This is a genomic window from Tardiphaga sp. (genome assembly GCF_028290495.1).
Lineage (GTDB): Bacteria > Pseudomonadota > Alphaproteobacteria > Rhizobiales > Xanthobacteraceae > Tardiphaga.
Window position 1 is genome coordinate 43,177 of sequence record NZ_JAQGJT010000133.1, and the last position, 19,814, is coordinate 62,990.

The following is a 19,814-nucleotide window of genomic DNA, read 5'->3' on the forward strand; positions in this document are numbered from 1 at the left end:
TATCGCGTTAACGAAAAGGAGCGGTCCCGTTGCTGCAACCATTGAGCCAGTCGCCGAAGATAGACTGCGATCTGCATATCACCTTGCCGACAACGCAGAAACTGCTGCCGTTTCTCGACAGTTATTGGCACGAGCAAGTGACAACCCGGGGCATCGACCGGCTTGAATTGACGAGCGATCTGTCGAACATCCCGGCCGCTGTTCGGCCCGACTGGCGGGGCGCCATCGATCTTGAGCAGGTGCAGACGAAGGCGCTTGATGAGATGGGCACGGATATCGCCATCTGCAATTGTCTTTATGGCAGTCAGGCGGTCTACAACCAGGATCTTGCCGCCGCGCTCTGTCGCGCCACCAATGACTGGCTGATTGCAGAGTGGCTGAACAAAGACGATCGCTTCCGCGCATCGATCGTGATTCCGTGGCAGTCCCCCGAACTTGCGGCGGAGGAAATCGAGCGGCGTGCGCCGGATCGGCGCTTCGTTCAGGTGCTGATGATGGCTCTCGGCGAGATGCCGCTCGGCAAGCGACAGATGTGGCCGATCTACGCTGCTGCGGAAAAACACGGTCTTCCCATTGGAATTCACGCGGGCACGATCTATCGCTCCGCGCCCTGGACCAACGGCTGGCCATCATACCACATTGAGGATCAGGTCGCACAAAGCGTCGGATTTCAGACGCAGCTTCTCAGTCTGATTTCGGAAGGCGTGTTTGAGAAATTTCCAAATTTGAACGTCGTTCTTCTTGAGTCGGGCGTGACGTGGCTTCCTTCGTTTCTCTGGCGCATTGACAAGTTGTGGCGGGGACTGCGGATGGAGGTGCCTTGGTTGAAATGCGCGCCGAGCGAGACCGTAAGGCAACGGGTTCGGTTGACGATGCAGCCTTTCGACGGTCCGAACGATCCGCAGATCGTTCGCGACATGATCGATCAGATCGGCGAAGATATGCTGCTCTTCTCGACTGACTATCCCCATTGGCATTTCGACGGCGCCAACTTTGCTCCGGAAGGCTTCGGTGCGGATCTCATGAACAGGCTCCGAACGGAGAACCCGATGAACACCTACGCTCGATTGCGGGAGGTTTGACATGAGTGTCATTGAGAGCGGGCAAAAGAGTGTTCCGGCAAGGAGTGATGCCGGCATTATCGATTGCGACATCCACCCCCTGCCGAAGAACGCCAAGAGCCTCAATCCATTTCTTTCGAAGCGCTGGCAGGAACACAGCGAGGAGTTTGGAGGGCATCTCAGGCAGCCGTTCATTAATTCGACGCAGTATCCCCGTTCGGCGCCTCTCATCTGCCGCAGAGATGCGTGGCCCCCGGGAGGGGGTCCTCCAGGGTCCGATCTCGAATTCATGCAGGAGCAGCATCTCGATCCTTTTAAGGTTCTGAAAGGGATTCTGATCCCGCTGTTCGGGAACGTTTCCAGTGAACGAAATCTGGACTACGCGCGCGCGCTTGCCCGGGCCCAAAACGACTGGCAGATTGCGGAATGGTGCGACCGTGACGCGAGATTGCGCGCGACGCTTGTCGTGGCTCAGGACGATCCCGCGTCAGCCGTCAAGGAGATAGAGCGCTGCGCGAAGGATGGTCGCTTTGTTCAGATCATGCTGGCCCCACGAAGCAGCGAGCCGCTTGGCAGAGAACGATACTGGCCGATCTATGAAGCCGCGCAGGCTTTCAATCTGCCGCTCGGCATACACTCCTATGGCATCGGTGGTCATGCCTCGACGGGAGGAGGGTGGCCCTCGTTCTACATGGAAGAGCACTACGCCACGACGATGGGTGGTCCGGCTGTGATGAGCAGTCTGGTGATGGAAGGCGTACTCGAAAGATTTCCTGCGCTCAGGGTGGTGCTCGTCGAAATCGGCTTTGCCTGGGTCCCGAGCTTCGCGTGGCGACTTGATCGGCTGTGGTCAACGATGAAGCGCGAAGTGCCGCATCTCACGCGCCCACCGTCGGAATATATCAAGCGAAACTTCTGGTACACGACCCAGCCGATGGAAGAACCGCCGCAGTCGAAACAGCTTCGGCTGACATTCGATCTGGTGGGATGGGACCGGCTGCTGTTCTCGACCGACTATCCGCATTGGGATCAGGACGATCCTTTATACGCATTCAAGATGCCGCTTACGGCCGACGAGCGCCGCCAGATTTGTCGCGAGAACGCGGAACAATTTTACAGGTTCTGATATGCATCGAGAAAGAGTTGGCCTGGTCGGGGAAATCCCTCCGGGGACAAATAAAATCGTGATCGTTCGAGGACGAGAGGTCGCTGTCTTCAATGTGCGCGGCGAGTTCTATGCCCTGTCGAACCGATGCCCGCACGAAGGTGCAAATTTGAGCCGCGGTATCCTGACTGGCCTGCCGGAATCGAGCGCGCCGGGATGCTACGAACTTTCGCGGCCCGGTGAGGTTCTGCGTTGTCCCTGGCATGGATGGGAATTCGATCTGAAAACGGGCAAATCAGTCTGTGATCCCCGCCGGCTGTTCACGAGATCATACAAGACAAGCGTCGACGCCTGCGGCGAACGCGTCGAGGGGGATTTGATGGCGGAGACTTTTCCGGTCGTCGTCGAAGAAGCTGTTGTCTTTGTCGAGATGTAGCGATTCCAGCGCGTTGGCATCGGCCTTATGGAGCCTTGTTGACGCGCCCCGGTTACGACGCTGACGACGGCATGGTTGCGTGAGCCTAGAACTCGCCGTGCAACCTTCCGGAAAACACCGACACCGGTCCGCGGTCCCGGTTGTAAGCGGGGTTCACGATCAGTTGGTAGTCGCCGGTCAGCGTAAAGTTCTTGTCGATGGCGTAGGCGTAATAGCTCTCGAGTATCCGTTCGGTGCCGTAAGTGAGACGACCATCGCCGATCAGAAGTCCGTTGCCGCCGGCGGCGAGGAAGTCGCGATGCGCGGCGGAGAGGCCGTTGATCGCGCCGCCAAGGCCGATCGTGTCGTTGGTGCGGCCCCATCGGCTGCCCTTGATCGAGACGCCGGCGGAAACGCTGCGGTCGATGTCGGTGAACGACAAAATCTCGTTCTGGCCGTCGTTCCAGCTATAGCGGCCGAATAGGCCGATATCGGTGGCGATCTGCTGTTCGCCGTTCAGATAGAAACCGTACTTCAGATTGTCGCTGCGGATGCCGGGGACGATCTGGTTGATATCCAGCGTGGGATCGGCGGCGAGTGTCGCCAGCGCGCTGCGATAGTTGGCGGTATTGCCGCGGTTGGCGAAGAGACCGAGGCGTAGCTTGCCGGGCTGGTCGAAGATCTGATGCCGCTCCTCGAACTCGACCACGGTGCCGCCGGTGTTGAAGGTGAGGATGTCGCTGTTGGGCGCTGACGGCACCTGGAACAGGCCGGCGCGCAACGCCCAGTCCTTGCGGTTCAGTTCGACCACCGCGCCGCGCGTGAAGCCGGGCAGGTCGGCCGGGAAATCATAGGCGCCCGATGACCACATCGCCCAGTTCATGAAATCCGCGCGCGGGTCCTTGGCGTAGGAATTGTTGTCGAAGAAATCGCCGACCGCAAAACGGCCGACCGTCAGGGTGATGCGGTCGATGTCGCGTTTGCCGGCGAGCTGGTTGGCGGCGTCCGCCACGTCTTCCTGCTCGCCGCCGAAGCCGAGCGTCTGGCGGAAGAAATAACGCTGCGGGCGAATTTTCGGATAGGTGCCGCCGGCCTTCTGCGCTTCGCCATTCGGGAAGCCGGCGAGGCCGAGCGTGCCGTCGAAGCCGAAGCCCTGCGCCAGTTCGGGGTTGAAATAGAACTCGCCGCCCTGCCACAGCCGGAAGCCGAGAAACGCCGTGGTCGTGAAGGTCTCGCGCGCCTGCGCGCCGCCGGTCAGGCTGTTCGTGCCCTGATACGGTGAGCGAAAGCCGGGATAGCCGGTGGCGATCGCGGTGGTCTGGGCGTGGATGTTCCAGTCGGTTGATTGCGGCAGCGACGCCCTCGCGATCGGCTGCGACGGCAGCCATGGCGGCGTGCCGCCAAGTCGGTAGTTCAGCCCGACCTTGAGCGTGTGGATCGTCGGATCGACCGCGACATTCGGCAGGCCGCTGCCGGCGAGGTCATAGCCCTGCCGCATCAGATCGAGATAGGCGTATTCGACCTTGGCGGTCCAGTTGCCGCCGACGGCGAATTCGACGCCGGCGCCGGCGGTCCAGCCGAGATGATCGCGCGATGCCGACGAGATCGCAGCGCCGTCGGCATCGTTGAGCGTGAGTTTGCTGCGTCCCCACGCCATGCCGCCCGTGGCATAGGGCATCAGCGCGCCGAAGGCGTAGCCGATGCGGCCGCGTGCGGTGGCGAAATAATTGAGCGTAGTGTCGAACGCCGCGGGTGTCAGTTTCGCCTGGTCGACCGGGCTGATGAAGCTGGCGTCGGCCTCGACGCCGAGCACGAGGCGGTTGGCAAGCTGCCAGTTATAGCCGATCTGGTAGCCGCCGATCAGGCCGGTCGGCGTCGGCGGCAACACCACGCCTTGCGCCGGCAGCGCGTTGGTGCCGGGGCCAAAGGTGCCGCCGCCATAGCCGAAATGGCCGCCGAGATAGAAACCGCTCCAGTCATAGGCCGGCTGGGCGCGCGGCGCCTTCAGCCGGAGATCCGCTGCGACCGCAGCGCCGTTCCACGTCAGCGCGCCCAGCGCGAGGCCGGCCAAAGTGCGCTTCATGGCAGTTTTCGCATGGAGGCCGGGCAGTTCATTCGGTCGTTATCCCCTGCGGCCCTTCGCCGACGCCTGCCGTCAATGGCTTGATAATCCAAAATCAGCCGATTCGGCGGTAACGGCGCCATTTAAGCGCAATCGCGGGCCGCGGCCATGCCGGCTCTATGTGGCAGCGGATTGTGACGCTCGGATAACGAGTGACCCGCCCGGGGGACAGCCGGGCGGGTCGGGGCGACACGGGAGTGGATGAGGCGCCCGTGCCGGACGCGGTTCCACAGTGCGGCGGTCAGAGATCAGTAATTGCAGGTCCGGACCTTGCCGACATAGTTGCCCCAGGCGTCGTACTGGCGCACCACGCCGCAGCGGCGATAGCCGTAACCATAGCCTTCGTTGGCGGCGATCGCGCTGCCGACCACGGCGGCGCCGACCACACCGGCGGCGATGCCGAGACCGATGCCCGGACCCTTGGCCTGGGCCTGCTGGGTCGAGGAAGCGATGGTGCTGGTGGCGGTCAGCGCAACGAGAGCGAAGGCGGCAATCCTGGTCTTGATCGACATGGGAAACTCCATCCGTTTGATGTGCGGCCGTTGTGGCCCGCATGCCCAGTAGTCGCGGCGTCGAAGGACGGGGTTCGAGGCGATGGCCGGCTATTTGGTTTCCGGATGGTTTCACGGCCTCTCCACGTCCTTGCGAGGAGCCGTTGCGACGAAGGACAGGCCTGCGCGCTAGCCGCTCTTTGGACCGTGGCTGAGCGCTTCCATGTCGAAGCGATAAACGTCTTCCAGCAACTCACAGAATGCCTGCGCGCCATGTGCCAGCAGGGCTTCGCCCTTTGCGGCCGAGGCCTGCGTGGCGTCGCCGATCGCGCCGGAGCGGTGCAGGTCTTCGGCCTGCCAGGCGAACGGCGCCGGTCGCGACGCCGACAGCCAGCGATAGTCGCCGTCCATCGCGCGCGCGGTGGAGGCGAAATTCGCGATCTCCTTGTCGCGCACGTGCTGCGGGTAACGCGCCTGCATGATCGAGGTCTCGACCGCGCCGCCGTGAATGCCGTGACGCAGTTCGTCGGGGGTGAACAGGCCGTCCGGCGCGCCGAACCTCGCCCACGAGGTGGCGACGACCAGCATGCCGTATTCGGCGCGCAGGTCCTGCGCCGCCAGCGTCATCGCCGCGCTGTTGCCGCCGTGGCTGGTGACCATCACCAGCTTCTGGATGCCGGCGCGCGACACGCTCTCGCCGATCGCCATCCAGTTCTGCAAGGCGACGTCGGTCGGCAGTGTCAGCGTTCCCGGGAAGTTCAGGTGCTCGGTCGAGATGCCTACCGGTTGCAGCGGCAGGAAGGTCACCGGGATTTCGGCCGGGAGATTGTTCTGCACCTCGGCCAGATAGGCCTCGGCGATCATGATGTCGGTGCCGAGGGGCAGATGCGGGCCGTGCTGTTCGGTGGCAGCCAGCGGCAACACGGCGATCCAGTCGGAGGCGTCATTGCGGGCGATATCGGGCCAATGGATCGCGGTCCAGTCACGGGGAGGCATCATAGAAGTCATAGCAGCAACGTTTCTTTGTCGGAATTTGCAGGGTAGTTTGTCGCCAGCCCCGGCGACGGGTGGCCAGTCAGGCCGAACGCCTGTACCACCCCTCTCGCGTTTCCATCATGGTCAAAACCTCCGACGGAGTCCAACATGAGCCCGGTTTGCCTGCTGCGAGCGTTAATCCTGGGAGCCGCAGTGACCGCGACCGCGCTGTCACCCGCTCGTGCCCAGACGAGGCTCGACAAGGTCTCGTTCGGCACCAACTGGGTCGCCGAGGCCGAGCATGGCGGATTCTTCCAGGCGGTCGCCGACGGCACCTACAAGAAATACGGCCTCGACGTCACCATCGTGCCGGGCGGCCCCAATGTGAACAACCGCATCCTGCTGATTTCCGGCAAGCTCGATTTCTTCATGAGCGCCAATACGCTGCAATCCTTCGACGCGGTGGCGAATAACGTGCCGGTGGTGGCCGTCGCCGCGGTGTTCCAGAAGGATCCGCAGGTATTCCTGACGCACCCCGATTCCAAGGTGAAGAAACTCGAAGACCTCAAGCCGATGACCATCCTGATCTCCAAGGAAGGCGTCGCCGGCTACTTCCAATGGATGAGGAACGAATACGGATTCAGCGAGTCCCGGGTGAAGCCCTACACCTATAATGCGCAGCCTTTCATCGTCGACAAGAACAGTGCGATGCAGGGCTATGTCACCTCAGAGCCCTTCGTGGTGGAGAAGCAGGCCGGCTTCAAGCCGACCGTGATGCTGCTCGCCGACTATGGTTTCGACGGCTACTCGACCTTGATCGAGGCGCGCCGCGACATGGTCGACAAGAAGCCCGACCTGGTGCAACGCTTCGTCGATGCCTCGATGATCGGCTGGTACAATTATCTGTATGGTGACAACAAGGCCGCCAACGTCGTGATCAAGAAGCTCAACCCGGAAATGACTGACGAGTTGCTGGCCTATTCCATCGACAAGATGAAGGAATACGGCATCGTCGATTCCGGCGATACGCTGAAGGACGGCATCGGCGCGATGACCGAGGCGCGCGTCGCCTCGTTCTTCGGCAAGATGTCGCGCGCCGGCGTGGTCAAGCCGGATATCGATTTCCGCCGCGCCTACACGCTGCAATTCGTCAACAAGGGCGTCGGCGTCGATCTCCGGCCCAAGAAGTAACCGCCGATGGCCGTACCCGCGATGTCGGCAGGCGACATGGAGGCCGCAATCGAGTTGCGCGGCGTCACCAAGGTCTATGACAACGGCACGGTGGCGCTGGGGCCGCTCGACCTCACCATCGCGCATGGCGAGTTCGTGTCGCTGCTGGGGTCTTCCGGTTGCGGCAAGTCCACCGCGCTGCGGATTATCGCCGGGCTGGTCAAGCCGACCGCGGGCACCAGCGATATTGCCACGCGCAGCGGCCACACCATCGGCTACGTGTTTCAGGAACCGACCCTGATGCCGTGGTGCAGCGTGCGTGAAAACGTGCGGCTGCCGCTCAAGCTGGCGCATGTCGCGACCTCGGAGTCGGATGCGCGCGTCACCGAGGCTCTGGCGCAGGTAGGCCTCGCCGAATTCGCCAATTCCTATCCGCGCGAATTGTCTGGCGGCATGAAGATGCGGGTGTCGCTGGCGCGTGCGCTGGTCACCGATCCGGATATTCTCCTGATGGACGAGCCTTTTGCGGCGCTCGACGAAATCACCCGCTTCAAGCTCAACAACGACCTGCTGGCGCTGTGGCGGCGGCTGCGCAAGACCGTGGTCTTTGTCACCCATTCGGTGTTTGAGTCGGTGTACCTGTCGCAGCGCGTGATCGTGATGACGCAGCGTCCCGGTCGTATCAGCGCGGAGCACCTGATCACTTCAGATGAACCGCGCAGTGACGAATTCCGCACCTCGGTCGCCTATGCCGAACATTGCCGTGATGTCTCGCGCGCGCTGATGCAGGCCAGCGAAGCATGAACGGACTCGAACCCTTGCCGATATCGACCCGCGAACCGCGCAGCAATACGCGCTGGCTGCGCACGCTGTTGCCGGTCGCCGTGTTCGCAGTCGGCATCCTCGTGTGGGAGGCCGTCGTCCGCTTCGGCGACATCCCGCCTTATCTGTTGCCTGGCCCGTTTCTCATCCTGCGCACCTTGATCACCGACTGGACGGTGCTATCGGAGTCGCTCGGCGTCACGCTGCTGACCGCGCTGGAAGGTTTTGTCGCGGCCGCCATCGGCGGCATCGCACTGGCGCTGCTGTTCAACCGGTCGCGCTGGCTGGAATATTCGCTGCTGCCCTATGCGGTGATCCTGCAGGTGACGCCGGTGATCGCGATCGCGCCGTTGATGCTGATCTACCTGCCGCAGCAGACCGCGGTGGTGGTGTGTGCCTGGATCGTGGCGTTCTTCCCGGTGCTCGCCAACACCACGCTTGGGCTGAATTCCGTGGACCGCAATCTGGCCGGCCTGTTCCAGCTTTACGGCGCATCGCGCAGGCAGACGCTGCTGTACCTGAAGCTGCCCGCGGCGCTGCCGGAGATCCTCGGCGGGTTGCGCATCGCCGGCGGATTGTCGCTGATCGGCGCGGTGGCTGCGGAGATCGCCGCGGGCTCGGCCGGCGCCGGCTCCGGGATCGCCTACCGCATTTCGGAATCCAGCTACCGCCTCAACATTCCCCGGATGTTCGCGGCGTTGCTGTTGCTCTCGGCCGCGGGGGTTGTCATCTATATGCTGCTCGCGCTGCTGTCGCATCTGATGTTGCGGCGCTGGCACGATAGTGCACTGCGAAAGGAAAACTGATGTCCTCGGCCATTTTATCGGACAAGATCGACCTTCTCATCTATGGGCCGACCAAGCCGCTGATCGAGCGAGGCTTCACCGATCAGTACGAACAGCACAGGTTCGAGACGCTGGCCGATCTGGAGCGGTTGTCCGCCGATGCCGCCGGCCGCATTCGCGGCATCGCCGTCACCGGGCTGGTGCCGACCAATGCGTCGGTGCTGTCGCGCTTTCCCAAGCTCGAGATCATCTCCAGCTTCGGCGTCGGCTACGACCATATCGACGCCAAATATGCCGCCGAGCACAACATCATTGTCACCAACACGCCGGACGTGCTGACCGAGGAAGTCGCCGATACCGCGCTCGGCCTGTTCATCGCCACCGCGCGCGAATTCATCAAGGCCGACAAATATGTCCGCTCCGGCCTGTGGCAGACGCAGCCTTATCCGCTCAGCGTAGGCTCGCTGCGCGACCGCAAGGTCGGCATGGTCGGCATGGGCCGGATCGGCCAGGCGATCGCGCGCCGCCTCGATGCCTCGCTTGTGCCGGTGGTGTATCACTCGCGAAATCCAGCCGCGGGCGTCACGCATCAGCACTATCCGAACCTGATCGAGATGGCGAAGGCGGTGGACACCCTGATCGTGATCACGCCGGGCGGTCCGTCGACCGCTGGCATGATCAATGCCGAGGTGATGAACGCGCTCGGCCCGCGCGGCATCATCGTCAACGTTGCTCGCGGTTCGGTGATCGATGAGCCCGCTTTGATCGCAGCGCTGAAGTCGGGCACCATTCTCGCCGCCGGTCTCGACGTGTTCGCGCAGGAGCCGAAGGTGCCGGATGAGCTCCGCGCGATGCAGAACGTCGTGCTGCTGCCGCATATCGGCTCGGCCTCGGTGGTGACGCGCAACGCGATGGACCAGCTCGTGGTGGACAATCTCAAGGTCTGGTTCGCCGGCAAGGCGCCGATGACGCCGATTGCGGAAACCCCGGTGAAGGGCCGCTGACATGTGCCGGCCGTTACTGCGCTCGCTGTGGATCGCGCTGGCTTTCGCCGGCACGATAAGCGGGGCGATGGCGCAGGATGCGGCGGGACTGAAGAAATCGATGATCGGGCAGTGGGAGCTGTCGACCACCGAGCGCAGCAAGACCTGCGTCGTGACGCTGAAGGGCGACGGCACGGCGCAGGGACTAAAGCTTGAACTCGAACCCGCCTGCCCGAAGGCGCTGCCGTTCACCAAGGACATTGCCGGCTGGTCGGTGAGAGGTTTCGATATCGTCCGGCTGCAGGACGGCAGCGGGCAGTCGGTGATAGACTTCACCGAAGTCGAGAGCGGCATATTCGAGGGCCTGCGCAGCGGCGAGGGCGTCTACATCCTGCAGAATCTCGCGGCGGCGCGTTCCCTGGCAAAGTCGATGGACCAGATGATAGGCGACTGGTCGATGATGCGCGGCAACGGCCGGAACATCTGCGGGCTGACGCTGACCAACACCGAAGCCACACCGGATAATTTCGCGGTGTTCCTCAAGCCGCGCTGCGATCCCTTGGTGGCTAATTTCAATCCGACCGTCTGGCGGCTGGAGCGCGGCGAATTGCTGCTGACCTCCGACCGCGGCGAGATCTGGCACTTCGAAGCCGACGACAACGCGCAATGGCGGCGCATGCCGGACAGCGCGGACCCGCTGATATTGGTGCGTAATAACTGAGCGAATGTAGGTGGGCAATGCGAAGCGTACCCACCACGCTTCCCCATGTGAATAGTGGGTACGGCGCAGGCGCCTTTGCCTACCCTACGCACTGCTCCGTCCTTTCCTTGACCTCGCAATGACGACTGAACTTTTGGAGCGTGGCTCCTCAAATCAGCTTCAGCCCTTTCAGGCTCGCGTGGCCGTTCTTGCCGACGATGATGTGGTCGTGCACCGAAATCCCGAGTGGCTTGGCGATATCGATGACCGCCTTGGTCATCTGCACGTCGGCTTGAGATGGCGTGGGATCGCCGGATGGATGGTTGTGCACCATGATGATGGCGGTGGCGGATAGTTCGAGCGCGCGCTTCACCACTTCGCGTGGATAGACAGGTGTGTGGTCGACGGTGCCGACCTGCTGCACCTCGTCGGAGATCAACTGGTTGCGCTTGTTGAGGAAAAGGATGCGGAACTGCTCCTTGTCGGCGAAGGCCATCGCGGTGCGGCAATAGTCGATCACGGTGGCCCAGGACGACAGCACGGTGCGCTGCTTCAATTGCCCCTTGCTGATGCGGGAGGCTGTGGCGGCGATCAGTCTGATCTCGGTGATCGCGGCCTCGCCGAGGCCGCCGACTTCGCGCAACCGCGCATCCGGCGCGTTCACCGTTTCGGCGAAGGAGCCGAACTTGCCGATCAGCGTCTTTGCCAGCGGCTTGACGTCGCGGCGCGGCAGCGCGCGGAACAGCACCATTTCGAGCAGTTCGTAGTCGCTCAGCGCATCGGCGCCGGCGCTGCGGAAGCGATCGCGCAGCCGTTCGCGATGGCCGTGATAATGCGGCGCCTCTTCAAGGCCGGACGGGGGATCGATGGGCTGCTTGGCATCTGCGGGCATGGATGCATCAGGACCGTGAACGATGTCCATCAGCATGCCGTGCCCGGCCGGTTTTGCAACTACCAATTGCCGGGACTTGCCGTTCTCTCTCATGGTGAGGAGGCGGCTCTTGGTGCCGTCTCGAACCATGAGATGTGTCGCTTATCCCTCGAGACGCGCGCAAGGGCGCGCTCCTCGGGATGAGGAAGAGCGATCAGGCCGCGGTCGGCGGCTTTTCGTTGTGCAGCTTCGACAGCGTGAAGATCTCGACGCCGGTGGCTGTGACGCCGACGGTGTGCTCGAACTGCGCCGACAGCGAGCGGTCGCGGGTCACGGCGGTCCAGCCGTCGGACAGCACTTTCACGTGCGGCTTGCCGAGGTTGATCATTGGTTCGATGGTGAAGATCATGCCGGGCCGCAGCGGCACGCCCTCGCCGGGGCGGCCGACATGGATGATGTTCGGCTCGTCGTGGAACAGCCGGCCAACGCCGTGGCCGCAGAAATCGCGGACCACACTCATTTGTTGCGGCTCGACGAAGCTCTGGATGGCGTGGCCGATGTCGCCGGTGGTGTTGCCGGGCTTCACCACCGCAATGCCGCGCATCAGGGATTCATAGGTGACGTCGATCAGACGCTCGGCCTTCCGCGCGAGCGGTCCGACGGCGTACATCCGGCTGGAGTCGCCGTACCAGCCATCGACGATCAAAGTGACGTCGATGTTGACGATATCGCCTTCCTTCAGCGCGCGGTCGCCGGGCATGCCGTGGCAGACCACGTGGTTGATCGAGATGCAGCTCGCATAGCGATAGCCGCGATACATCAGGGTGGCCGGGAAGGCGCCGTGGGCGAAGCCGAAATTGCGGACGAAATCGTCGATCGTCGACGTCAGGACGCCCGGTTTGACCAGATCGGTCAGTTCGTCGAGGCACAGCGATGTCAGCGCTCCGGCCTTGCGCATGCCGGCAAAGGCGCCGGGGCCGTGCAGCTTGATCTGCCCGGTCTTGCGCTGGGAGGTATCGGCGGCGTCGACGTAGCTCATCGGGAAATCTTGCGGTCAGGGGTGATTTGAGCCCCCAATTTAAGCTTTCAGCCGCCCAGCGCAAGCCGAACCGGCCGCAGCGGCCGGAAATCGGGGCTGCCCGCCGCCCAGCGCCTAGCTCGGCACCTCGATCACCGCGTTCTCGACCGGTAGCGCGCCGCCGCGAATGCGCAATTCGCGCACCGGATACGGCACCCGGATGCCTTCGCGCTTGAAGGCGTCCCACAGTCCCAGCATCACGTCGCTCTTGGCGGCGTCCATGCCGTCCGGCGAGTCGATCCAGAAGGTCAGCGCGAATTTCATGCCGGCTTCGGTGAATTCGCCGAGCAGGCAGTTTGGCGGCTTGGCCAGGCTGGCGCGCGGCGAGGCGGCGGCGACCTCGATCGCCAGTTTGCAGACCAGCCGCGGATCGGCGTCGTAATTGGTGCCGAAATTGACCTTCACCAGCGTATCCTTGTCCGTATAGGTCCAGTTCACCACTTTCTGGGTGATCAGGTCCTCGTTCGGGATCAGGAATTCGCGGCCGTCACCGGCGGCAACCGAGATGTAGCGCGTGTTCATCGCGCTGATCCGGCCCGAACTGTCGCCGATGGTGACGAGATCGCCGGGCTTCACCGACTTGTCGGCGAGCAGGATCACGCCGCTAACGAAATTGGCTACGATCTTCTGCAGACCGAAGCCGATGCCCACGCCGACCGCGCCGGAGAATACCGCCAGCGCCGACAGGTTGATCCCGACGGCGCCCATCACCAGCGCGACGGCGAACACCATCAGCAGCAGCCGCACCAGCTTGACCAGCAGCACCTGGATCGACGGCGTAAGATCGCGCGACTGGTGGATGCGGCCTTCGAGGAAGTTGCTGGCAAGGTTCGCCAGCCACAGCGCTACCGCCAGCAGCACGCCGAGCTTGATCAGCAGCAGCGGTGTCAGCCGGAGATCGCCGAGTTCGATGCCGACGGAATCCAGCAACGCAATGGTCGGACCGAGCTGGCCGAGAATGCTGAGGGCCGCGACCAGCCACGCAGAGATCGCGACAAGGCGGACGATGAAGGCGTTGCGGATCACGCTGGTAACCAGCTGGATCACCAGCCAGGCCAGCGCCAGCTTGGCGGCGACCGCGAGCAGATAGCTGCGGCTGGGCCATGTCGACTGCATCATCACGATGCGTGCAATGGTCATCAGCACTGCAAATGCCGCGGTGGAGGCGCCGCTGACGAGAATCCGCATCAGCATCCGCAGCGGGCCCGGCCAGCCCATCGCCAGCGAGGTCACGTCGATCCTGGCGCGGATGGCGGCGCCGATCGCAAAGGCCAGGCCCGCGCCGGTCAGCATCACGCCGAACTGCAGATAGAACCACGGCGAGGTGACCTCGGCGCCCCACGAGCGGGCCGCGGTCAGCAGCATTTCGTAGCCGTTGTTAAGTTCAAGCATCGGGACGCCCCGTCTCGCGCTGGTTGATTCGATAGCTGCCAGATTCACACAAGCGCCACGCTTGCGCCATCTGTGGCCGGGCCGCGCGGCAGGCCTTGCCCGCATGACAGACGGATCGCAGCCCCGGGCAGAAATCGGTTGGCCTCGACGGGAGGCGACGATAGACATGCGGGTGCATGTTTTTCACCGCGGAGTCTCATGGCCTCACTCGATTCAGTAAGCCTCTCCATCCTGCTCGGTAGCGTACTGGTGATGGCGGGCATGCTGTCGAGCCTGCTCGCTTTGCGCTTCGGCGCGCCATTGCTGCTGTTCTTCTTGTTCATCGGCATGTTGGCGGGCGATTCCGGGCCCGGAGGTATTCGCTTCGACGACGTCCACACCACTTATCTGGTCGGCTCGGTGGCGCTGGCGCTGATCCTGTTCGACGGCGGCCTGAAGACGCATTTCAAGGCCATTCGCGCCGTGCTGGCTCCCTCGATGGTGCTTGCCACGCTCGGCGTGCTGGTGACCGCGCTGATCACCGCGCCGGTGGCGAAATATGCGCTCGATCTGGGATGGACCGAGGCGCTGCTGATCGGCGCCGTGGTTGCCTCCACTGACGCCGCCGCGGTGTTCCTTTTGATCCACGGCCAGGGCCTGCGGTTGCGGCCACGCGTCGGTGCGACGCTCGAGGTCGAGTCTGGCACCAACGATCCTTTCGCGGTGTTTCTCACTTTGATGCTGGTCAAGGTCATCGCGCTGGGCGGTGCTTCGGCCGGCCATGTCGCGCTGGAATTCGCCCAGGAAGTGGTGCTCGGCACGCTGATCGGCGTGGTCGGCGGCCGCCTTGTGGTGCTGCTGCTCAACCGCGTCGCGCTGCCGCAGGGCCTGCATGCGCCGTTCGTCTGCACCGCGGCGCTGGTGATCTTCGGGCTGTCGCAGATGCTGCACGCCTCCGGCTTCCTCGCGGTCTATCTCGCCGGCATCGTGATCGGCAACCGGCCGACACGGGCGCATAATTCGGTGGTGGCGTTTCTCGATGCTGCGACCTGGCTGGCGCAGATCGTGATGTTCGTGATGCTCGGCCTGCTGGTGTCGCCGCAGCGTCTGGTGGTCAGCATCGTGCCGGCGGTTGCCGTGGCGCTGGTCCTGATGCTGGTGGCGCGGCCGCTCGCGGTGTTCCTGTGTCTGGCGCCGTTCCGCTTCAACTGGCGCGAAAAAGTCTTCGTGGCCTGGGTCGGGCTGCGCGGCGCGGTGGCCATCTTTCTGGCCTCGATTCCGATGCTGGTCGGGCTGCCCAAGGCCTATCTGTATTTCGATGTCGCCTTCGTCGTCGTGATCATCTCGCTGGCGTTGCAGGGCTGGACGCTGGCGTTCGCCGCGCGAAAACTGCACGTCGCATTGCCGCGCACCGACAAGGGACCGCGCCGCATCGAGCTCGATCTGCCGGGCCAGCTCGAACAGCAGCTGGTCGGCTATTCGGTGCGGCCGAAGAGCCTGTATCTGAAGCGCGGCCTGATCCCCTCCTGGTCGAAGCCGACGCTGGTGATCCGCGACCAGCGCATTCTGTCGCCGGCCGAGGCCGAGCCGGTGGCCGCCGGCGATTATCTCTATCTGCTGGCGCCGCCGGAAAAGGCCGAGTCGCTGGATCGCTTCTTTGTCGACATGCCGCCGAGCTCGGCGCCGGATCCGCATCTGCTCGGCGACTTCGTTGTGTCCGGCGAGATCACGCTCGGTGACCTCGCCGCGATCTACGGCATCGCCGTCGATCCGGAGCAGACGACGCTGACGCTGGCGGATTATTTCGACGTCCATCTCGACCATGCGCCGACGCTGGGTGCGGCGCTGCCGGTGGATTCGATCCATCTGGTCGCGCGCAGTCTCGGCGGCGGCCGCGTCAATGTCGTCGGCCTGCGGTTGCCCGAGGACGAGGAAGCCCCGGCGCCGAAACTGTCGCGCCGGCAATCCGCCCGGCGCAGGGTTTCGCGCATCTGGACGTCATTGTCCGGCGCGTAAGTGTTTAAGGCTGCGGTAGCACCTCGGTGCCACCGAATGCGGCGACACGGCCGCGCTTCAGCATCACGACATCGGACGCGAGCTGCCGCATCTCGTCGGCGTCGTGGCTGACATAGACCATCGGAATATCGGCCTCGTCGCGCAGTCGCACCAGATAGGGCAGGATCTCGGCCTTGCGCTCCTCGTCGAGCGCGCCGAGCGGCTCGTCGAGCAACAGCAGCCGCGGCCGTGACAGCAGCGCCCGACCTAGCGCGACGCGCTGGCGTTCGCCGCCGGACAGGTCGCCGGGGCGGCGATCCAGGAGATCGCCGATGTCCAGCAATTTGTTGATGCGCGCCTCCTGCGCGGGGTCTTGTGCGAGGCGGTTCATGCGCCGGCCGTAGTCGAGATTTTGCGCGACGTTGAGATGCGGAAACAGCCGCGCGTCCTGAAACACGTAGCCGATGCGGCGGCGGTGCGGCGGCACGTCGAGTCCGGCGGCGCCGTCATAAAGTGTGTCGCCGTTGATCGCGATGTGGCCGCGATCCGGCCGGACCAGACCCGCGATCATGGACACCAGTGAGGTCTTGCCGGCGCCGGAGGTGCCGAACAGGCCGGTGACGCGGCCCTCGCTGGCGAAGGCCACCTCGACGGTAAATTCGCCGAGCTTCTTGAAGACATCCACGCGCAGCATGGTCAATTCCCGTGCAGGCGTTGCGTCGCGCGGCGCGCGAACCATTCGGAGGCAATCAGCGCGGCGACCGCGATGCTGATCGAAATGATCACCAGGCGAAGGGCTGCGGTGTCGCCGTCCGGCGTCTGGATCAGCGAATAGATCGCCGAGGAGATCGTCTGGGTCTCGCCGGGGATGTTGGAGACGAAGGTGATGGTGGCGCCGAATTCGCCGATCGCTTTCGCAAAGCCCAGCACCATGCCGGCCAGAACGCCGGGCATGGCCAAAGGCAGCGTCACGGTGGCGAACACTTTCCATGGGCTTGCGCCGAGCGTACCGGCGGCCTGTTCGAGCCGGCGGTCGACCGCCTCGATCGACAGCCGGATCGGCCGCACCAAGAGCGGAAATGACATCACGCCGCAGGCCAGCGCCGCGCCGGTCCAGCGGAACGCGAACACGATGCCGAGATACTCGGCGAGAAAACTGCCGACCAGGCCGCGCTTGCCGAACGTCAGCAGCAGCAGATAGCCGGTGACGACTGGCGGCAGCACTAGCGGCAGATAGATCACCGCATCGACGAGCGCCTTGCCCCGGAAGTTACGTCGCGCCAGCAGCCACGCGATCCCGATCCCGATTGGCGTCGAGATCAGCGTGGCGATGACGGCGACCTTGATCGAGAGCAGAATCGCCGTCCACTCGGTGGGTGTAATGTCGAACATGCGAGGTCAGTGCCTGATTGCAGTTCTAGCGCGAAGTATCGAAGCTCCGGCCCATCCCCGTCATTGCGAGGTCAAGGAAAGCTGGAAACCAGCTTTCCTTGACCTCGCAATGGCGGCCGAGAGGTCTCAGGTCGTCGGGCTGACCAGATAGGTGAAGCCATATTTCTCGAGAATGGTCTTTGATGCCGTCGTCTTCAGGAAGGCGAGATAGTCGGCGGCTTCAATCTTCGCGGTGGTGGTCGCAGCGACCGGATAGATGATCGCCGGATGCGAGACGGCCGGGAAGGTGCCGATGATCTTGACGCCGGGATCGACCTTGGCGTCGGTCGCGTAGACGATGCCGAGCGGGGCTTCGCCGCGCGACACCAGCGTCAGTGCGGCGCGCACGCTTTCGGCCATCGCGAATTTCGGCCCGGCAGCGGTCCAGCTACCAAGCTTTTCGAGCGCAGCCTTGGCATATTTGCCGACCGGCACCGACTTCACGTCGCCGGTGGCGATCTTGTTGTCGCCGGCCAACCCTGCGAGATCGAAGCCCTGCTCGATCTTCACATTGTCGAGCTTGGAATCCTTCGGCGCGATCAGCACGATCGAGTTGCCGAGCAGGTTCACGCGGGTCGGTTCGCTGATGTTCTTCTTGGAGATCGCGTAGTCCATCCAGTCGGTATCGGCGGAGACGAACAGATCGGCCGGCGCGCCGTTCTCGATCTGCTTGGCGAGCACCGAGCTGGCGGCGTAGGAGGCCGTGACCTTGACGCCGGTCTTGGCGGTGTAGGCGGCGTTGATATCGTCGAGCGCGTTCTTCATCGAAGCGGCGGCGAACACCGTGAGGCTCTTGTCCTGCGCCTGCACAGGCGAGCTCGTCGATCCGAGGAGGATCGTGAAAGCGAGTGCAATTCCGGCGAAGGGACGGCTGGGTTGGTTCATCTGGCGCTCCATGCGGGCTCGCAGCGCAAGGCGCACGCAAACCACGCGTTGTTTGGGGAGGATGCGACAGGCGGAAGCGCCGTTCCGGCAATCCCTGGGACTTACGATCCGCGGGGATGTCGCGCAGCAACACTATCAGGCTGGCTGTCCGGGTAAAGCCCCGGACGAGCGCCCGTTACTGGTTCGCTGGAAGTACGGCCAGACTGATGGCGCTGTCGGTCGCGCCGCTGATCTGGATCACGAACGGGCTGGCGGCGAGATCATACTTCATCGTCTTGCGGATGCCGTCGCAATCCACAGCGTCGCTGAAGGCCTGCGGCTTCAGGATCTTGCCGTCCTGCACGACATCGACCCAGGCCGCCGAGGACAGGCTGATCGTGTAGACGCCGGGCTTCGGCGCCGTCTTCAGCGCGGCGAAGCCGGCAAAGCTGCCGTCTTTCGGCGCGCGCTCCGGCGGCGTCGGCAGATTGGCGGCCGAGGGCGCCACGAGGCCAAGCGTGATCGCCGGCGCGGTGATATCAGCGCCGGAAGCGAGCTTCGGCCGGTCCGGCGCCGTCAGGGCGGCGCGTTCGCGCTCGATCGGCCATTTGAACTTGTCGCAGCCGCTGGGCTTGGCTGCCCATGCGGGCGCGCAGCCAAGCAGCGTCAGTGCGACGATCAGATGCGTTCGCATGGTCAGTTCACCGCGATCATGACGTCGGAGGCCTTGATTACCACGACGGCCTTGCCGCCAGCCTTGAGGCCGAGTTCATCGACGGCTTCGTTGGTGATCGACGAGGTCACGATCTGGCCGCCGATATCGACGCGGACATGCGATGTGGTCGCGCCCTTGGTGACTTCGAGAATGGTGCCCTTGATCTGGTTGCGTGCACTGATGCGCATGATCGTTCCCTCTCAATTTATCTGGGTGAACGGAGGCATGGCTCCGTGGAGGTCGCGGGCTTACGGCGCGGCGACGCCCGACACTAGCGCAAGTCGAGGCTACGGCGGAAGACGTCCAGTCGAGAAGTTGATGTTGCCCTACGGCGCCGCCAGGACCTGCCGGCAGGCGGCGGGCATTTCCGCCAGTGTCATCGGCGGCTTCGGCTTTGGTGGAACCAGCGGTGGCTTCGGATGCAGCACGGCGTCGCTGAACCAGTAAGCGAGATCGCCGGCGCTGCAGCCTTCGGCCTCTGTGGGCGGCGGCTGCGACTCGCAGTCGGTGCTGCCCACCGGGCATTTGATGCGGATATGGAAGTGATAGTCGTGGCCGTACATCGGCCGCACCTTGGACAGCCAGCTGCGGTCGCCCTTGGCCTCGCGGCACAGCGCTTTCTTGATCGCGGCGTTGACGAAGATGCGTTCGACGCCAGGCTCCTGCGCCGCGGCGCGGATCACCGGCAGGTGGCCCGGTGTCCATACGTCGGGATCGATGTCGAGCCGGTCGCGCCGCACCATCATCACGGCCGACATCTCCTCGCGCTCGTTGCGCGACAATTGCCGGTTCGGCATCGGCGTCAGCCAGATGTCGGCGTCGAGCCCGACCTGATGGCTGGCATGGCCGGTGATCATCGG

21 protein-coding genes are annotated in these 19,814 nt (G+C 63.8%); 9 read left to right on the forward strand and 12 right to left on the reverse strand.

The features are described from left to right. The first annotated feature begins 29 nt into the window (after positions 1-29). The 3 genes from JWQ24_RS19930 to JWQ24_RS19940 are packed head-to-tail and all read left to right on the forward strand — an operon-like array spanning position 30 to position 2,602. Entirely contained in the window at positions 30-1,082 is a 1,053-nt protein-coding gene (locus JWQ24_RS19930; protein WP_299811807.1) for an amidohydrolase family protein, read from the forward strand. A 1-nt stretch (position 1,083) separates the two neighbouring features. Then, a complete protein-coding gene (locus tag JWQ24_RS19935) occupies positions 1,084-2,187 on the forward strand; it encodes an amidohydrolase family protein (protein WP_299811809.1) in 1,104 nt (367 codons plus the stop codon). Between the two features lies 1 nt (position 2,188). Beyond that, entirely contained in the window at positions 2,189-2,602 is a 414-nt protein-coding gene (locus JWQ24_RS19940) for a Rieske (2Fe-2S) protein (protein ID WP_299811811.1), read from the forward strand. Between the two features lie 85 nt (positions 2,603-2,687). On the opposite strand, the gene JWQ24_RS19945 is transcribed toward JWQ24_RS19940, so the two are convergent. The 3 genes from JWQ24_RS19945 to JWQ24_RS19955 form a co-directional block, all read right to left on the reverse strand. Further along, a complete protein-coding gene (locus JWQ24_RS19945; RefSeq protein WP_299811812.1) occupies positions 2,688-4,664 on the reverse strand; it encodes a carbohydrate porin in 1,977 nt (658 codons plus the stop codon). A 287-nt stretch (positions 4,665-4,951) separates the two neighbouring features. Next, on the reverse strand, positions 4,952-5,215 hold the full coding sequence (locus JWQ24_RS19950) for a hypothetical protein (protein ID WP_299811814.1): 264 nt from the start codon (positions 5,213-5,215) through the stop codon (positions 4,952-4,954). Positions 5,216-5,383: 168 nt separating this feature from the next. Continuing rightward, positions 5,384-6,202, reverse strand: coding sequence for a creatininase family protein (locus JWQ24_RS19955; RefSeq protein WP_299811816.1), 819 nt, complete (start codon positions 6,200-6,202; stop codon positions 5,384-5,386). 135 nt (positions 6,203-6,337) lie between these two features. Between JWQ24_RS19955 and JWQ24_RS19960 the strand changes: the two genes are divergently transcribed. The 5 genes from JWQ24_RS19960 to JWQ24_RS19980 all read left to right on the forward strand — a co-directional run bounded on the left by JWQ24_RS19960 (position 6,338) and on the right by JWQ24_RS19980 (position 10,650). Continuing rightward, positions 6,338-7,360: an ABC transporter substrate-binding protein gene (locus JWQ24_RS19960; RefSeq protein ID WP_299811818.1), complete on the forward strand. Its 1,023-nt coding sequence runs from the start codon at positions 6,338-6,340 to the stop codon at positions 7,358-7,360. Between the two features lie 6 nt (positions 7,361-7,366). After that, on the forward strand, positions 7,367-8,143 hold the full coding sequence (locus JWQ24_RS19965; RefSeq protein WP_299811820.1) for an ABC transporter ATP-binding protein: 777 nt from the start codon (positions 7,367-7,369) through the stop codon (positions 8,141-8,143). After that, the gene (locus tag JWQ24_RS19970) at positions 8,140-8,967 is read left to right on the forward strand and encodes an ABC transporter permease subunit (protein WP_299811822.1); all 828 of its coding nucleotides are present in this window, start codon (positions 8,140-8,142) and stop codon (positions 8,965-8,967) included. The genes JWQ24_RS19965 and JWQ24_RS19970 overlap by 4 nt, the downstream gene beginning before the upstream one ends. After that, complete coding sequence (locus tag JWQ24_RS19975) at positions 8,967-9,950, forward strand: 2-hydroxyacid dehydrogenase (RefSeq protein ID WP_299811824.1); 984 nt, start codon at positions 8,967-8,969, stop codon at positions 9,948-9,950. Before JWQ24_RS19970 ends, JWQ24_RS19975 begins: the two co-directional genes overlap by 1 nt. A 67-nt stretch (positions 9,951-10,017) precedes the next feature. Beyond that, a complete protein-coding gene (locus JWQ24_RS19980) occupies positions 10,018-10,650 on the forward strand; it encodes an AprI/Inh family metalloprotease inhibitor (protein WP_299811850.1) in 633 nt (210 codons plus the stop codon). A gap of 148 nt (positions 10,651-10,798) precedes the next feature. Here the strand turns inward: JWQ24_RS19980 and radC are convergent, their stop codons facing one another. The 3 genes from radC to JWQ24_RS19995 form a co-directional block, all read right to left on the reverse strand. Continuing rightward, positions 10,799-11,521, reverse strand: a complete 723-nt coding sequence (radC, locus tag JWQ24_RS19985; RefSeq protein ID WP_299811826.1) for a DNA repair protein RadC — start codon at positions 11,519-11,521, stop codon at positions 10,799-10,801. Positions 11,522-11,714: 193 nt separating this feature from the next. Then, positions 11,715-12,539, reverse strand: coding sequence for a type I methionyl aminopeptidase (gene map, locus JWQ24_RS19990; RefSeq protein ID WP_299811828.1), 825 nt, complete (start codon positions 12,537-12,539; stop codon positions 11,715-11,717). A 114-nt stretch (positions 12,540-12,653) separates the two neighbouring features. Then, positions 12,654-13,970 (reverse strand): mechanosensitive ion channel domain-containing protein, encoded by a 1,317-nt coding sequence (locus JWQ24_RS19995; RefSeq protein WP_299811830.1) that lies wholly within the window; start codon positions 13,968-13,970, stop codon positions 12,654-12,656. A 198-nt stretch (positions 13,971-14,168) separates the two neighbouring features. Between JWQ24_RS19995 and JWQ24_RS20000 the strand changes: the two genes are divergently transcribed. After that, positions 14,169-15,965: a potassium/proton antiporter gene (locus tag JWQ24_RS20000; protein WP_299811832.1), complete on the forward strand. Its 1,797-nt coding sequence runs from the start codon at positions 14,169-14,171 to the stop codon at positions 15,963-15,965. Positions 15,966-15,969: 4 nt separating this feature from the next. Here the strand turns inward: JWQ24_RS20000 and modC are convergent, their stop codons facing one another. From modC to JWQ24_RS20030, 6 genes are all read right to left on the reverse strand, one after another. Then, positions 15,970-16,638, reverse strand: a complete 669-nt coding sequence (gene modC, locus JWQ24_RS20005; protein WP_299811834.1) for a molybdenum ABC transporter ATP-binding protein — start codon at positions 16,636-16,638, stop codon at positions 15,970-15,972. Positions 16,639-16,640: 2 nt separating this feature from the next. Continuing rightward, positions 16,641-17,336: a molybdate ABC transporter permease subunit gene (gene modB, locus JWQ24_RS20010; protein WP_299811836.1), complete on the reverse strand. Its 696-nt coding sequence runs from the start codon at positions 17,334-17,336 to the stop codon at positions 16,641-16,643. Positions 17,337-17,462: 126 nt separating this feature from the next. Then, a complete protein-coding gene (gene modA / locus JWQ24_RS20015) occupies positions 17,463-18,260 on the reverse strand; it encodes a molybdate ABC transporter substrate-binding protein (protein WP_299811838.1) in 798 nt (265 codons plus the stop codon). A 175-nt stretch (positions 18,261-18,435) separates the two neighbouring features. Further along, entirely contained in the window at positions 18,436-18,933 is a 498-nt protein-coding gene (locus tag JWQ24_RS20020; protein WP_299811840.1) for a hypothetical protein, read from the reverse strand. A 2-nt stretch (positions 18,934-18,935) separates the two neighbouring features. After that, positions 18,936-19,142: a TOBE domain-containing protein gene (locus JWQ24_RS20025; protein ID WP_299811842.1), complete on the reverse strand. Its 207-nt coding sequence runs from the start codon at positions 19,140-19,142 to the stop codon at positions 18,936-18,938. Positions 19,143-19,280: 138 nt separating this feature from the next. Then, a partial coding sequence (locus tag JWQ24_RS20030; RefSeq protein ID WP_299811844.1) for a penicillin-insensitive murein endopeptidase occupies positions 19,281-19,814 on the reverse strand: 534 nt, incomplete at its 5' end.